Consider the following 12,728-nt stretch of genomic DNA (forward strand, 5'->3'; position numbering starts at 1 on the left):
GAAATGATAAAACTACAAAGGATATTTTAGTAAGAAATCAAAAATCCAGTGGAAAGTCTTTGCAAGTGTTTGTTATAGTCTATAAGGCTTTCTCCGTAGCCATTAAAGTATTGTAAATACCAATAAATTCCGTTATTAAAAATATCATATCCTAGATCAACTTGTATAGCGCCTTTGTTATTGCGGAATTTAAGATTGTTTCTTAGCATAAGATTGATAAAATAATCATCGCCTAAATACGCTAAATTCACATCAAAATTTCCCATATAATGCAAGATGGCAGGATTATCATCATCTTTTTTGCTTTCAGGAATTCTATACCAAAGGCGTGGAACAAATAAAAATTTATTATATAAAATAGCTGTAGATACATAAATTCTATTCCATGAGCGAGATTGCAAATTCTCATCTCCCTTGCCATTGCTTTCATGTAATATACCTACGCGTAGGTTGTTAAAAAATTCATAATCTTTAAGATACAAAGGAAAATCTATAAAAAATTCTGGCTGATAGTTGGTTTCTCTAAAAGGAGAAGAATGTTTATAAATTTGCCACCAAGAAGTTTGAGTATAGGCTATATAATATTTTTCATCTAGCCCTAGCAAATTTTCAAAAAGCCTTTTTTTAATGCTAAGTTGAAATTTAGCTTCACTTTTATTGTGATTTTCTTCCAGAGAGTTAAAACTATAAGCCAAAGGTAGAAAATAATTCATTTTATAAGCACTAATGCCAAGAGGGTTAAAGTATTCATCTTCTTCAAGATAATTTGCCAAGGCAAGACGAGCAAAATCTTGTCTTTCTTCTTTGGCTGCAATAATAGATTTTTCATTTTGAGTAGTTTGTTTAGTTTTATTTTGTTCTTGAGGGATTAAAACAGATGAATTTTTTAAAGCGAGTTTTTTGTAAATTTCCATAGCTTTTTTATAATCGCCTTGTTTTTCATACTCTAAAGCTTGTTGTAAATCACTAGCCCATATAAAAACACATAAGCTTAAAAATAAAGCAATTTTTCTCATTTTAACTCACTTTTAAATTTTTCATATTCTTCATAAAAATTAAGATTTAAAAAAGCATCTTCATCTTCAAATTCCACAAATTTGGTTTTAATCTCAGAAAATAAAAGTCCTATTTTTTGTTCATTTTTTTCTAAGAAATTTTTACAAGTTTGAGCTAAAGAGCTGTGATAAAAGCCGCACAAGGGATGTTTATGTAAAGGAGTTTTGGCTATGATTATTTTATAGTTTTGCTCTAAAAAAGGAAGCATTTTTAAAAGCTCATTTTCACCTACTTTAGGACTATCTACACTTAAAACAAAAACAAATTCATTTTTAAAATTTGAAAGTATAGAGTAAAGCGCAAGCATAGGAGAGTAAACTTCAAATTCTAAAGAATCTTTTATCAAGCTAAAATGGTTTTCAAATTTGTCTTCTTTTGCGCTCACATAGACATTTTTAAAAATTTTAGAAAATTTATTTACTTGAAATTGAGTTAAATTTTGATTTTTAAGAATCAATTTGCTTTTATCTTGTCCCATACGACTAGATTTACCACCACATAAAATCACGCAATTTAGCTCATTAAGCTGCACAAATTTCCTTTTTTAGTTTAATTCTACCACAAATTCGCTAAAATATTTTATAATTTCTTTTATGAAATACACAGAACTTTTACAATTGCAAACTTTTTTTTCTCAGTTTAAAAAAATCGATTTTATCAAGCGTATCAATGACAATATTTTGGAATTAAGCTTTGACAGAGAAAGATTTATTTTTGATCTCACTCGTGCAATGAGTGCGATTTATACAGCTAAATTTAATGCAAAAAATTATAATGCACCTTTTGATTTTATGCTTAAAAAGTATTTTAGCAATGCTTTTATAAAGGAAGTTAAAGTCCTTGAAGGCAATCGTATTTTATGTTTTAGTGTAAAAGCTAATAAGGCTTATAAAAGCTATGAGAGCAAGATTTATTTTGAATTTACGGGTAAAAATACCAATGTTATTCTTACAGATGAAAAAGATTTGATCATAGAGGCTTTAAGGCACATTGATAAAAGCTATCGTGTAGTAAAACCTAATGTGATTTTAGAGCCTTTAAAGCCTTATAAAATGGATGAAAGTTTTGAGGAAATTAAAGACTTTGCAGATTATTTTTCTCGCAAATTTACAAGCATTTATGAGAGTAAAATCAAACAAATAAAAAATTTAAAACTTGCACAAGTGGATAAAAAAATACAAAATTTACAAGAACTTTTTTCTAGTTTAGATGAAGAAAATTCTTTACTCTTAAAAGCTTTAGAATACAGAAAAAGGGCTGATGTATTGTTTGCAAATTTGAGTGTTTTAAAAGATTATGAAAGGGAATTTAAGCTTGATGATTTTGAAGGCAAAGAGCTTGAATTTAAGCTTGAATTTAGTCCTAAGCAAAGTGCTAATTTATATTATAAAAATGCTAAAAAATTAGAACAAAAAGCTAAAAATTTAAACATACAAAGGCAAAATTTAAAAGAAAAGTTAGATTTTACCTTGAGTTTGAAAGAATTATTGCTTCAAGCTAAGAGTGAGATAGAGCTTGAAATTTTACTACCTAAAAAAAATAGCAAAAAAAATCAAGATCATAAACAAGAAGATCTTGTGGCAAATTTTTATTTTAATGAGTTTAAAATTTGCGTGGGTAAAAATGAAAAAGGCAATGAAATTTTACTTAAAAATGCTAAAAAAGATGATTTGTGGCTTCATGTAAGGGATATTCCTAGTGCACATACTTTGATTGTATCAAACAAGCAAAAAATCAGCCTTGATGTGATAGAATTTGCTGCAAGGCTTTGTGTAAGCTTTTCTAAGTTAAAGAAAGGTTCGTATTGGGTCGATTATACCTTAAAAAATTTTGTTAAGGTTCAGCAAAAGGCGTTTGTAAATTATACAAATTTTAAAAGTATTAATATCACGAAGGATTAAAATGCCAGTTAGCCCATTAGGAAATGTCAATTATATAAATCAAAATATGGCTTATCCAGCTACACAAGCAAGCAATGAGCTTGCAAAAGAAGGTTTTGCAGCTACGCTAAATATGGCTGAATTTAATGAAAAAGAAAAAACTTTAAACAAGCTTGAAAAAGTCAATGAGACTCATGAAATCAAAGAAGAGATCAAAGAAAAAGCCGAACAAGAAGAAAAAAAGAAAAAACACAATCAAGAAGCTAAAACCAGCGATGATGAGAAAAATGAAGAAGATGAGTCTAAAGATCCAAATTTTAAAGACGCACAAAGCATTCATCGCTTAGATATTAGTATATAAGGAAAAATATGTTTAATACAACTAGAATTATTTCAGCTCTTGTGATGATAGGGGCTATTATTATTATCGCGTTGATTGATCAATTTTTTATCAATTTTATCGTTTTTGCGGTTTTATTGTATTTATCTTTTAGTGAAGCAAAAAAACTTTTTGTTTTAGAAAATATTTCTATTATCCCTTTGGCTATAGCTTTTATTTTGGGAAGTTTATCGCATAAAGCTTTGTTTTTTGGGATTTTAGCTTTGTTATTAGTCGTTGGATATTTGGTTTATAAAAAGGCTTCCTTAAAACCAGCTCTTATTTATATTTATCCTAGTTTGCCTATTTTAGCACTTTGGCAAGTGTATTTAGATCAGGGTATGTTCGCGCTTTTTTGGCTTATCATTATCGTTGCAGCTTGTGATAGTGGAGCGTATTTTATCGGAAAACTTATGGGTAAAACCCCTTTTTCTCCAACAAGTCCAAACAAAACCTTAGAAGGTGTTATAGGTGGCTTGATTTGTGCGAGTATTATTGGAACTATTTTAGGAGTTTTTGTTTATAGTTTTTGGCTTTCTTTGCTTTGTTCGTTTTTTGTAGCGATTTTTGCAGTAATTGGAGATTTGCTTGAGAGTTATTTTAAAAGAGAAGCAGGTGTAAAAGATAGTGGAGATCTTATCCCTGGTCATGGGGGCGTGCTCGATAGAATCGATGCAGTGATCATTGCTGCTTTTGTAATGGTTGCTCTTTTATGATACTTTTTGGAAGTACGGGTAGCATAGGAGTAAATGCTCTTAAACTTGCTGCTTTAAAAAACATTCCCATTTCTGCTTTAGCTTGTGGAGATAACATTGCTCTTTTAAATGAACAAATCGCAAGATTTAAGCCTAAATTTGTTGCCATAAAAGATTCAAAAAATAAGCATTTAGTTAAACACGATAGAGTTTTTATAGGACAAGAAGGTTTAGAGCAAATTTTAACAGAATGCCAAGACAAACTTTTGCTCAATGCCATTGTAGGTTTTGCAGGACTTAAAAGCACTTTAAAGGCTAAAGAACTTGGCAAAAACATAGCCTTAGCTAACAAAGAAAGTCTTGTGGTAGCGGGGAGTTTTTTAAAAGGGGCTAAATTTTTACCCGTTGATAGTGAGCATGCGGCTTTAAAATTTTTACTCGAAGGTAAAAAAAATATAGCAAAACTTTATATCACAGCAAGTGGCGGAGCTTTTTATAAGTACAAAATCAAAGATTTAAATCAAGTTAGTGTCAAAGATGCTTTAAAACATCCTAATTGGAACATGGGAGTAAAGATCACTATAGATAGTGCGACTATGGCAAATAAGCTCTTTGAGATTATAGAGGCTTATCATTTATATGATTTTAAAGAAATTGATGCTTTAATAGAACCAAGATCTTTAGTACATGCAATGTGTGAATTTAAAAATGGAGCTAGCACGGCGTATTTTTCAAAAGCAGATATGAAATTAGCTATTTCAGATGCTATATTTGAAAAACAAGATACGCCTATTTTAGAGGCTGTTGATTTTAGCAAAATGCCTGCTTTAAAATTTCATAAAATTAGCACAAAAAAATATCCTATTTTTAAGCTTAAAAACACATTTTTAAAAGAGCCAAATTTAGGTGTTATCATCAATGCTGCTAATGAAGTTGGTGTTTATAATTTTTTAGAAAATAAAAGTAGATTTTTAGATATTGCTAGATACATTTTTAAAGCTCTTGATCACTTTGGAGTACCTAAAATTTCAAGCATAGAAGAAGTTTTTGAGTATGATTTTAAAACAAGAGAGTATTTAAGGAGTTAAAATGAAATTTTTTTTAATAATTTTATTTTTTATAACAAGTATTTTTGCTTTAGAGCTAGACTTTAGCGTAGGAGAAAATGGTAAAAGCCTAGATGATAATAATACGGTTTTGATCTTTGGTGGAATTCAAGGCGATGAGCCTGGTGGATTTCATGCGGCAAGTTTGCTTTTGAGTGATTATAATATCACTAAGGGTAAGATTATAGTGGCTCCAAATTTAGCTTTTGATAGCATTATCAAGCGTTCGCGTGGGAATAATGGGGATTTAAACCGTAAATTTGCAAGTATTAGCCCAAAAGATCCTGATTATAAAAGAGTTCAACGCATTAAAGAGCTTATTTTACTTCCTGAAGTTAGTATGGTGATCAATCTTCACGATGGTTGGGGTTTTTATAAACCTACTTATATTGATGCGATGCAAAATCCTAAGCGTTGGGGAAATTCAAGTGTGATTGACACAAGCGAAATCAATGCAAGCAAATACCCTGATCTTGAAAATATCGCTACTCAAACCGTAAATAGTGTCAATTCTTCACTTGCTGATCCAAAGCATGCTTATCATCTTAAAAACACCAAAACCCAAGAGCTTGGTGATACGGAAATGCTTAAAGCTTTAACTTATTTTGTGATTTCAAATCACAAAGCTGCTTTTGCAAATGAAGCGAGTAAAAATCTGCCTGTAAATTTAAGAGCTTATTATCATCTTTTGGCAATTGAAAATTATCTAAAAACCGCAGGAATTGAATTTAGTAGAGATTTTGAACTTACTCCACAAGGGGTTGATAAAGCCATAAATAAAGAGCTTGAAGTGAAACTTTTTGATGATAGAATTTTACTTTCTTTGAAAAATCCAAGAAAGGTTATCAACTATGTGCCTTTTCCGGTAAATAAAGAGTTAAATTATAATACAAGTAATGAACTTACCGCTGTTATCGCAGAAGGAAATTCTTTTTATATCCAGTATGGCAATCGTTTTCAAACAAGATTATATCCTGAGTATTTAGAATTTAGCGATGCTTTTAATGAAGTAACTTTTCAAGTTGATGGTAATGAAACCACAGCTTCTTTTGGAAGTAAGGTAAAAGTAAAAGAGAATTTTTTTATCCCAAAGATAGCTAATGTACGCGTAAATATCATAGGCTTTGATCATGGAAAAGATGAAAGTGGTATTTTAGTTCATAAAAAAAATATGCAAACACAATACTCTTTAGATATGGCAGGTAAAATTTATAGAGTGGAATTTTATGAGTTAAGAGGGGTGAATTTGCAACAACTTTTAGAGGCAAATACCAATAGCAAGTTGATCAAAAATGCTAAAAATTTGGATTTAAACACTCTTAAAATGGCAAGATCAAAAGATAAATTCTTAGGTTCTATTTTAATGGAATTTGAATGAAAAATCTTATCCTAGCTATAGAAAGTTCTTGCGATGATAGTTCTATAGCTATCATTGATAAAAATACCTTAGAGTGTAAATTTCATAAAAAAATTTCCCAAGAATTAGATCATAGTATCTATGGGGGAGTGGTGCCTGAACTTGCTGCAAGACTTCATAGCGAAGCTTTGCCAAAAATACTTAGGCAATGCAAAGAGCATTTTAAAAATCTTTGTGCCATAGCTGTGACAAATGAACCTGGGCTTAGCGTTTCTTTGCTCAGTGGAATTTCTATGGCAAAAACTTTAGCAAGTGCCCTAAATTTGCCTTTAATCCCTATAAATCATCTTAAAGGTCATATTTATAGTCTTTTTTTGGAAGAAAAAATTTCTTTAGATATGGGAATTTTGCTTGTTAGTGGTGGGCATACTATGGTGCTTTATCTTAAAGATGATGCAAACTTAGAGCTTTTAGCAAGCACAAATGATGATAGCTTTGGAGAAAGTTTTGATAAAGTAGCTAAAATGATGAATTTAGGTTACCCTGGTGGGGTTATCATAGAAAATTTAGCAAAAAATGCCAAACTTAAAAATATCTCTTTTAACATACCTTTAAAGCATTCTAAAGAACTTGCTTTCAGTTTTTCAGGGCTTAAAAATGCAGTGCGTTTAGAAATTTTAAAACATGAAAATTTAAGTGACGATATAAAAGCAGAAATAGCTTATGCCTTTGAAAATACAGCTTGTGATCATATCATGGATAAATTAGAAAAAATTTTTAATCTTTATAAATTTAAAAATTTTGGCGTTGTAGGCGGAGCTAGTGCAAATCTTAATTTGCGTTCGCGTTTGCAAAATTTATGTCAAAAATATAATGCAAATTTAAAACTAGCTCCTTTAAAATTCTGTTCTGATAATGCTTTGATGATAGCAAGAGCCGCGGTTGATGCTTATGAAAAAAAGGAATTTGTAAGCATAGAAGAAGATATTTTAAGCCCTAAAAATAAAAATTTTTCAAGGATATAGATGAGAAAAGCTTTTACTATATTAGAACTTGTTTTTGTGATCGTTATTTTGGGAATTTTAGCTGCTATTGCTTTACCAAAAATGAGTTCAAGCAAGGATGAAGCTGAAGTTAGCAAGTCTTTAAACAACCTTAAAACTTTGATCAATGATATAAGCATTTATACTTTAAAAAATGATCATTTAAACTCTATAAAAACAATGAGTAATGTAAGTGGGATTGAAAATATCGATCTTAGCAATTTTAACGGCACAAAAGAAGTAAATTTTCGCGTAGGCGATGATAAAGAATGCTTAAAACTTGTTTTTATAAATAAGGCTGATTTTATACTCATGGGAATTTCAAGCAATGAAGCAAGTAAAAATGCTATCATCAACGCAGCTAATCAAAGCCATGAAGATTTAGAAAATGTAGACTTTACAAGCTCTTCAAGCAATAAAGCTTGCGTGATTTTAAGTAAGAATGAAAATTTTAAAAACCTAGCGAGCAAAACTTATCTTTTAATAGGAGGAAGGTAATGATAGTGAGTAAAACTTATGAGATTGACTCTTGTGATGATGTAGAACTTGGTATAAAAAGAGAATCAAAGCTTGAATTTAAGCTTTGTTTTGATGATGAAAAAGAAGTAAAAGCTTTAGTGTTTATTATCCCTGGGCTTGGTGGAGATGCGGATGAAAATTACCGTGAACACTTAGCTGAATTTGTAGCAGGCGAATTTAATGTGGCTGTAGCAAGTGTGAATTATCATTGTATAGGAAATCGTCCTCAAACAGGCTCTACTTTTTATTTAGATGATATAGACAAGCTTATTTTAAAAGTAAGTTGTGAAGCTATAGACATAAAGCTTCCTTATGATGTTGATAAAATTCAAGACTATAAACAAATGAGTGAAATTTTTCATTTTGTAAATAATCAAATAACCAAAGGTAAGCAAAAAGGTAATTTTGCACCAAATTATTTTTTAAATTTGCATGTGAGTTTGCAACCTGCAAAAAATGAATATCAAAATTTTGGCGTTATGCAGGCTCAAGATCTTTTAAATGTTGCACTTTATCTTAAAAAATATGCTCCTTTTGATACTATGGGGGGGGGGTATACCAGTTATCATGATAGGTAGTTCTCACGGGGGATATTTAGCGCATTTGGCAGCTAAGATTGCTCCTTGGCTGATAGATGGAGTGATAGATAACTCAAGTTATGCTAAATTTCTTTGGAGGCTTGTTGGGTTTGGTAAAGAAGTTGATTTTATGGAATATTCAGAGTTTGGTACTTTTAATTTTTATCAAAATATTAGAGTTTGTTGCTCTAGTAAAACTTTTTGGACAAGTAATTCAAGCTCAAATAATTTTTTTTCAGTATCAAGAAGAATGATAAGATATATCTTAGAGCCAATACATCTTGAAATTCAAGCTAATTACGCAAAACCATGTTATATTAGTTATCACTCTTTTTATGATAAAGAAATAGCCCCACCTGATGAAAAATTAGAACTTTATAAATATTTAGAACAATTTGGGTTTAATGCAGAGCTTTATATGATAAAAAATACAAATCAAATTGATGGTAAATTTATTAAAAATCTAGAACATGGCATGGGAATGTCTATAAAAACTTTGATTTCTAAAGAACTCCCTTTAATGCTAGAAAAAATAAAACAAAATCCAAAAAAAGATTGTAAAGAAAAATGTATCTCTTATCCTTGCGAGGATTTGTTGTATCAATTTAGCGAAAAAGATGACAAAATATCACTCAAAATAGATAAAATTTAAGGAAACCCAATGACCATACTAGAAAAAAACATACAAGCTTTATTAAGTGGGGTAAATGAACCCTTAGGAAATAAACTTTTAAATTTCATACAAAATAAAACTTGTTCTTGTTTTAATATAGATGAAAATTTGAATATCTTTGATAAAACTCATAATGTTTTCATGTATGAAAACTTAGAAGAAGAAATAAATTTTTTCTATCAAAGTATTTTAGAAAAGACTCCTAGATATCCTTTTGTATGTATTTATGGTATAGGCAATGCCTTGCTTATTAAAAATTTAGCTAAACACTATAAACATCTTTTTGTATTTGAAAGCGAAATAGAACTTTTCATCCTAGCTTTAAGTACGATAGATTTGAGTGAAGAGCTTTGTAGTGGAAAAATTTATCTGGTGGATATTCAAGAGAAAAAAATAAATTTACAACTTAGGATACTTTTTGATCAAAATGATATGTTTTTATGGCTAGGTCTTTATGAAATGTTTATTAATAATAATTTTTATAAAAAATATTATTATGAGGAAATTTTGAATACAGATAAAATTATACATGAAAATATTAATCTTGTAATAAGAAATTTAGATCCTGACTCCAAAATTTCTTTGTCTTGTTATGAAAATTTTTATAAAAATATACCTTTAATGTTGAAAAATATACCTTTTAAAAGAATTATTGATGAAAGAAAAGGGCTTTTTGAAAGCTGTATAGTTGTATGTGCTGGCCCTAGCCTTCAAAAGCAAATTCCATTGTTAAAAAAATATCAAGAAAATTTTGTGATTTTTTGTGTTGATGGAGCTTATCCTTTGCTTGTAAAACATGATATAATCCCTGATTATGTGTTAAATCTTGATTTTGAAGAATATCCGCTTGAATTTTTCAAAGAAGTTAATCCAGAAAATAAAACCTTATTTATATTAGCGGCAAGTACTCACCCTAGCGTGGTTGATTATCTTTATAAAAAACAAATTCCTTTATCTATAGTATTAAGTGATAATCTTCCTTATCAAAATCTTCATATTAATGATTTTGGTTATCTTGAATTTGGAACACATGTTGGGCATGCTTGTTATACTTTGGCGATTGCTTTAAAATTTAAAAATATAATTCTTGTTGGACAAGATTTATCTTTTGATAAACAAGGAAATTCTCATTTTGATAGTTTTGATTTGGGGAGTGATATAGATACAACCTTAGATATTCCTACATTAAAAACAGTTGCTTATGGAGGCTTAGGAGAAGTTTTAACACATTTAGCTTGGGATGATTATAGAAAAAAATTAGAGGATTTATTTGCAAGAAATCCCCAAGTGAATTTTTTAAATGCCACAGAAGGCGGTGCTAGGATAGAATTTACGAAAGAAATTAATTTTGAGTTATGTTGTAAGAAATTTAAGAATTTAAATAATAAATTAAATAAATATCCTCCAAAAACTTTAACAGCTAATCGTAGTGTTAAAATTTTAAATAAAATTTTAGAAACTTTCAAAGAAGAAAAACAAAATGCTTTATTTTGTTTAGAACATGCTATGAGGTTAAATGATGCATTGAAAATGATTTTAGCTAGTGATAGAAAATTACCTTTAGATTTTTTTAAAAATACATATGAAAGTGTTAGCAATTTTGAATCTTTTTTAGAAATAAATTCTTTATTAAATGATGGGGTTTTAAAAGGGGTGATTTTTCATAAAGGTAAATTATTAAGTGAAGTTATTATTAGTAAAATTGAAGATGAAAAAGAATATTTATTGATGTATTTGAAATCTTATAAGCAATGGCTTGAAATTTTTATTTTTAGATTGCAATTAAAATATGATATTTATAATTTTTTAGTTTAAAGTATAAATTTTTAAAAAAAAGTAACGATATAGGGTATAACAAGTTCATGGATGAGCTTGAATTTATTTAAAAGGATTTAAAATGGGATTTCGTATTAACACAAATGTCGCAGCATTAAATGCAAAAGCAAATTCAGATTTAAATGCTAAAAGTTTAGACAGTTCATTAGCAAGACTTAGTTCAGGTCTTAGGATTAACTCCGCAGCAGATGATGCTTCAGGGATGGCTATAGCAGATAGCTTAAGATCTCAAGCAAATACTCTAGGTCAAGCTATCTCAAATGGTAATGATGCTTTGGGTATCTTGCAAACTGCTGATAAGGCTATGGATGAGCAACTTAAGATCTTAGATACTATCAAGACTAAAGCTACTCAAGCAGCTCAAGATGGTCAAAGTTTAAAAACAAGAACCATGCTTCAAGCCGATATAAACCGTTTGATGGAAGAGCTTGATAATATCGCAAATACTACAGCTTTTAATGGCAAGCAACTTTTAAGTGGAAATTTTACCAATCAAGAATTTCAAATCGGTTCAAGTTCAAATCAAACTATAAAAGCAAGCATTGGACCAACTCAGTCTTCAAAAATCGGTGTTACAAGATTTGAAACGGGTTCGCAAAGCTTTACTTCAGGTGTGGTAGGACTTACTATAAAAAACTATAATGGTTTAGAAGATTTTAAATTTGATAGTGTTGTGATTTCAACCTCTGTTGGAACAGGACTTGGAGCTTTAGCTGAAGAGATTAATAAAAGTGCCGATAAAACAGGAGTTAGAGCAACTTATGATGTAAAAACTACAGGAGCTTATGCTATAAAAGAAGGAACTACTTCTCAAGACTTTGCTATCAATGGGGTTATAATTGGTCAAATTTCTTATAAAGACGGAGATAATAATGGTCAGTTAATCTCAGCTATCAATGCGGTTAAAGACACAACAGGAGTTCAAGCTTCTAAGGATGAAAATGGTAAGCTTGTTCTTACTTCAGCTGATGGTAGAGGGATTAAAATCACTGGAGATATAGGAGTTGGTTCTGGAATTTTAGGAACACAAAAAGAAAATTACGGAAGATTATCTTTAGTAAAAAACGATGGTAGAGATATTAACATCAGCGGAACCAATCTTAGTGCTATAGGTATGGGAACAACTGATCTTATTTCTCAATCTTCAGTATCTTTAAGAGAATCTAAAGGTCAAATCGATGCAAATATAGCTGATGCCATGGGCTTTAATTCTTCTAAAGGCGGAGGAAAACAGATATTAATAGGTTACAGTGATGCTGCCTCTTACATGAGTTCTGCTGGTTCAGGATTTTCTTCTGGTTCAGGATTTTCTGTAGGTAGTGGTAAAAATATGTCTGTTACCATATCTTCTTCTGTTACTTTTTACTCTTCTATGTCAACAGCATCTGGTATTTATACTGTTTCTAAAGGTTCAGGTTTTTCAGAAGGTTCAGGAAATTCTCAATTTGCACTTTTAAAAACTTCAGCAGGTAATAAAGCTGGAACAGTAGATAAGAGTGCAGGTGTAACTACTCTTAAAGGTGCTATGGCTGTAATGGATATAGCTGAAACTGCTATAACAAATCTTGATCAAATCAGAGCAGATATTGGTTCGGTGCAAAATCAA

11 protein-coding genes and 1 pseudogene are annotated in these 12,728 nt (G+C 30.0%); 10 read left to right on the forward strand and 2 right to left on the reverse strand.

The window, feature by feature from the left end:
• Nucleotides 1–26: 26 nt before the first annotated feature.
• Nucleotides 27–1,016, reverse strand: coding sequence for a phospholipase A (locus AJN58_RS04785; protein WP_044778849.1), 990 nt, complete (start codon nt 1,014–1,016; stop codon nt 27–29).
• Nucleotides 1,013–1,588, reverse strand: coding sequence for a molybdenum cofactor guanylyltransferase (locus tag AJN58_RS04790; protein WP_002855734.1), 576 nt, complete (start codon nt 1,586–1,588; stop codon nt 1,013–1,015). The genes AJN58_RS04785 and AJN58_RS04790 overlap by 4 nt, the downstream gene beginning before the upstream one ends.
• Before the next feature lie 61 nt (nt 1,589–1,649).
• Here AJN58_RS04790 and AJN58_RS04795 point away from each other — a divergent pair, with 61 nt between their 5' ends.
• The 10 genes and pseudogenes from AJN58_RS04795 to AJN58_RS04840 all read left to right on the forward strand — a co-directional run.
• Nucleotides 1,650–2,957: an NFACT RNA binding domain-containing protein gene (locus AJN58_RS04795; protein ID WP_052776835.1), complete on the forward strand. Its 1,308-nt coding sequence runs from the start codon at nt 1,650–1,652 to the stop codon at nt 2,955–2,957.
• A 1-nt stretch (nt 2,958) separates the two neighbouring features.
• Nucleotides 2,959–3,297: a hypothetical protein gene (locus AJN58_RS04800; protein WP_002855905.1), complete on the forward strand. Its 339-nt coding sequence runs from the start codon at nt 2,959–2,961 to the stop codon at nt 3,295–3,297.
• An 8-nt stretch (nt 3,298–3,305) separates the two neighbouring features.
• Nucleotides 3,306–4,031: a phosphatidate cytidylyltransferase gene (locus AJN58_RS04805; protein WP_052776837.1), complete on the forward strand. Its 726-nt coding sequence runs from the start codon at nt 3,306–3,308 to the stop codon at nt 4,029–4,031.
• Nucleotides 4,028–5,098: a 1-deoxy-D-xylulose-5-phosphate reductoisomerase gene (gene dxr, locus AJN58_RS04810; RefSeq protein WP_070274164.1), complete on the forward strand. Its 1,071-nt coding sequence runs from the start codon at nt 4,028–4,030 to the stop codon at nt 5,096–5,098. Before AJN58_RS04805 ends, dxr begins: the two co-directional genes overlap by 4 nt.
• Nucleotide 5,099: 1 nt before the next feature.
• Nucleotides 5,100–6,494 (forward strand): M99 family carboxypeptidase catalytic domain-containing protein, encoded by a 1,395-nt coding sequence (locus tag AJN58_RS04815; RefSeq protein WP_070292038.1) that lies wholly within the window; start codon nt 5,100–5,102, stop codon nt 6,492–6,494.
• Nucleotides 6,491–7,498 carry a tRNA (adenosine(37)-N6)-threonylcarbamoyltransferase complex transferase subunit TsaD gene (gene tsaD / locus AJN58_RS04820; RefSeq protein ID WP_053872552.1) on the forward strand — a complete coding sequence of 336 codons (1,008 nt, stop codon included), beginning with the start codon at nt 6,491–6,493 and terminating at the stop codon, nt 7,496–7,498. The genes AJN58_RS04815 and tsaD overlap by 4 nt, the downstream gene beginning before the upstream one ends.
• Nucleotides 7,499–8,014 (forward strand): type II secretion system protein, encoded by a 516-nt coding sequence (locus AJN58_RS04825; RefSeq protein WP_070292040.1) that lies wholly within the window; start codon nt 7,499–7,501, stop codon nt 8,012–8,014. It begins immediately after the preceding gene.
• A pseudogene (locus AJN58_RS04830) lies at nt 8,014–9,265 on the forward strand (DUF2920 family protein). Before AJN58_RS04825 ends, AJN58_RS04830 begins: the two are co-directional and overlap by 1 nt.
• Nucleotides 9,266–9,274: 9 nt before the next feature.
• Complete coding sequence (locus AJN58_RS04835) at nt 9,275–11,101, forward strand: motility associated factor glycosyltransferase family protein (protein ID WP_070292042.1); 1,827 nt, start codon at nt 9,275–9,277, stop codon at nt 11,099–11,101.
• 82 nt (nt 11,102–11,183) lie between these two features.
• The coding region (locus AJN58_RS04840) for a flagellin (RefSeq protein WP_070292044.1) at nt 11,184–12,728 on the forward strand (1,545 nt) is incomplete at its 3' end.

Origin of the sequence: Campylobacter sp. BCW_4321 (genome assembly GCF_001763075.1) — a bacterium.
In the GTDB taxonomy this organism is placed as follows: Bacteria; Campylobacterota; Campylobacteria; order Campylobacterales; family Campylobacteraceae; genus Campylobacter_D; species Campylobacter_D jejuni.

What these genes read in the sequence shown, in the direction of transcription:
- AJN58_RS04805 (WP_052776837.1), top strand. Translation starts at nt 3,306, where the DNA reads ATGTTTAATACAACTAGAATTATTTCAGCTCTTGTGATGATAGGGGCT.
- AJN58_RS04815 (WP_070292038.1), top strand. Translation starts at nt 5,100, where the DNA reads ATGAAATTTTTTTTAATAATTTTATTTTTTATAACAAGTATTTTTGCT.
- AJN58_RS04835 (WP_070292042.1), top strand. Translation starts at nt 9,275, where the DNA reads ATGACCATACTAGAAAAAAACATACAAGCTTTATTAAGTGGGGTAAAT.
- tsaD (WP_053872552.1), top strand. Translation starts at nt 6,491, where the DNA reads ATGAAAAATCTTATCCTAGCTATAGAAAGTTCTTGCGATGATAGTTCT.
- AJN58_RS04785 (WP_044778849.1), bottom strand. Translation starts at nt 1,016, where the DNA reads ATGAGAAAAATTGCTTTATTTTTAAGCTTATGTGTTTTTATATGGGCT.
- AJN58_RS04825 (WP_070292040.1), top strand. Translation starts at nt 7,499, where the DNA reads ATGAGAAAAGCTTTTACTATATTAGAACTTGTTTTTGTGATCGTTATT.
- AJN58_RS04800 (WP_002855905.1), top strand. Translation starts at nt 2,959, where the DNA reads ATGCCAGTTAGCCCATTAGGAAATGTCAATTATATAAATCAAAATATG.
- dxr (WP_070274164.1), top strand. Translation starts at nt 4,028, where the DNA reads ATGATACTTTTTGGAAGTACGGGTAGCATAGGAGTAAATGCTCTTAAA.
- AJN58_RS04795 (WP_052776835.1), top strand. Translation starts at nt 1,650, where the DNA reads ATGAAATACACAGAACTTTTACAATTGCAAACTTTTTTTTCTCAGTTT.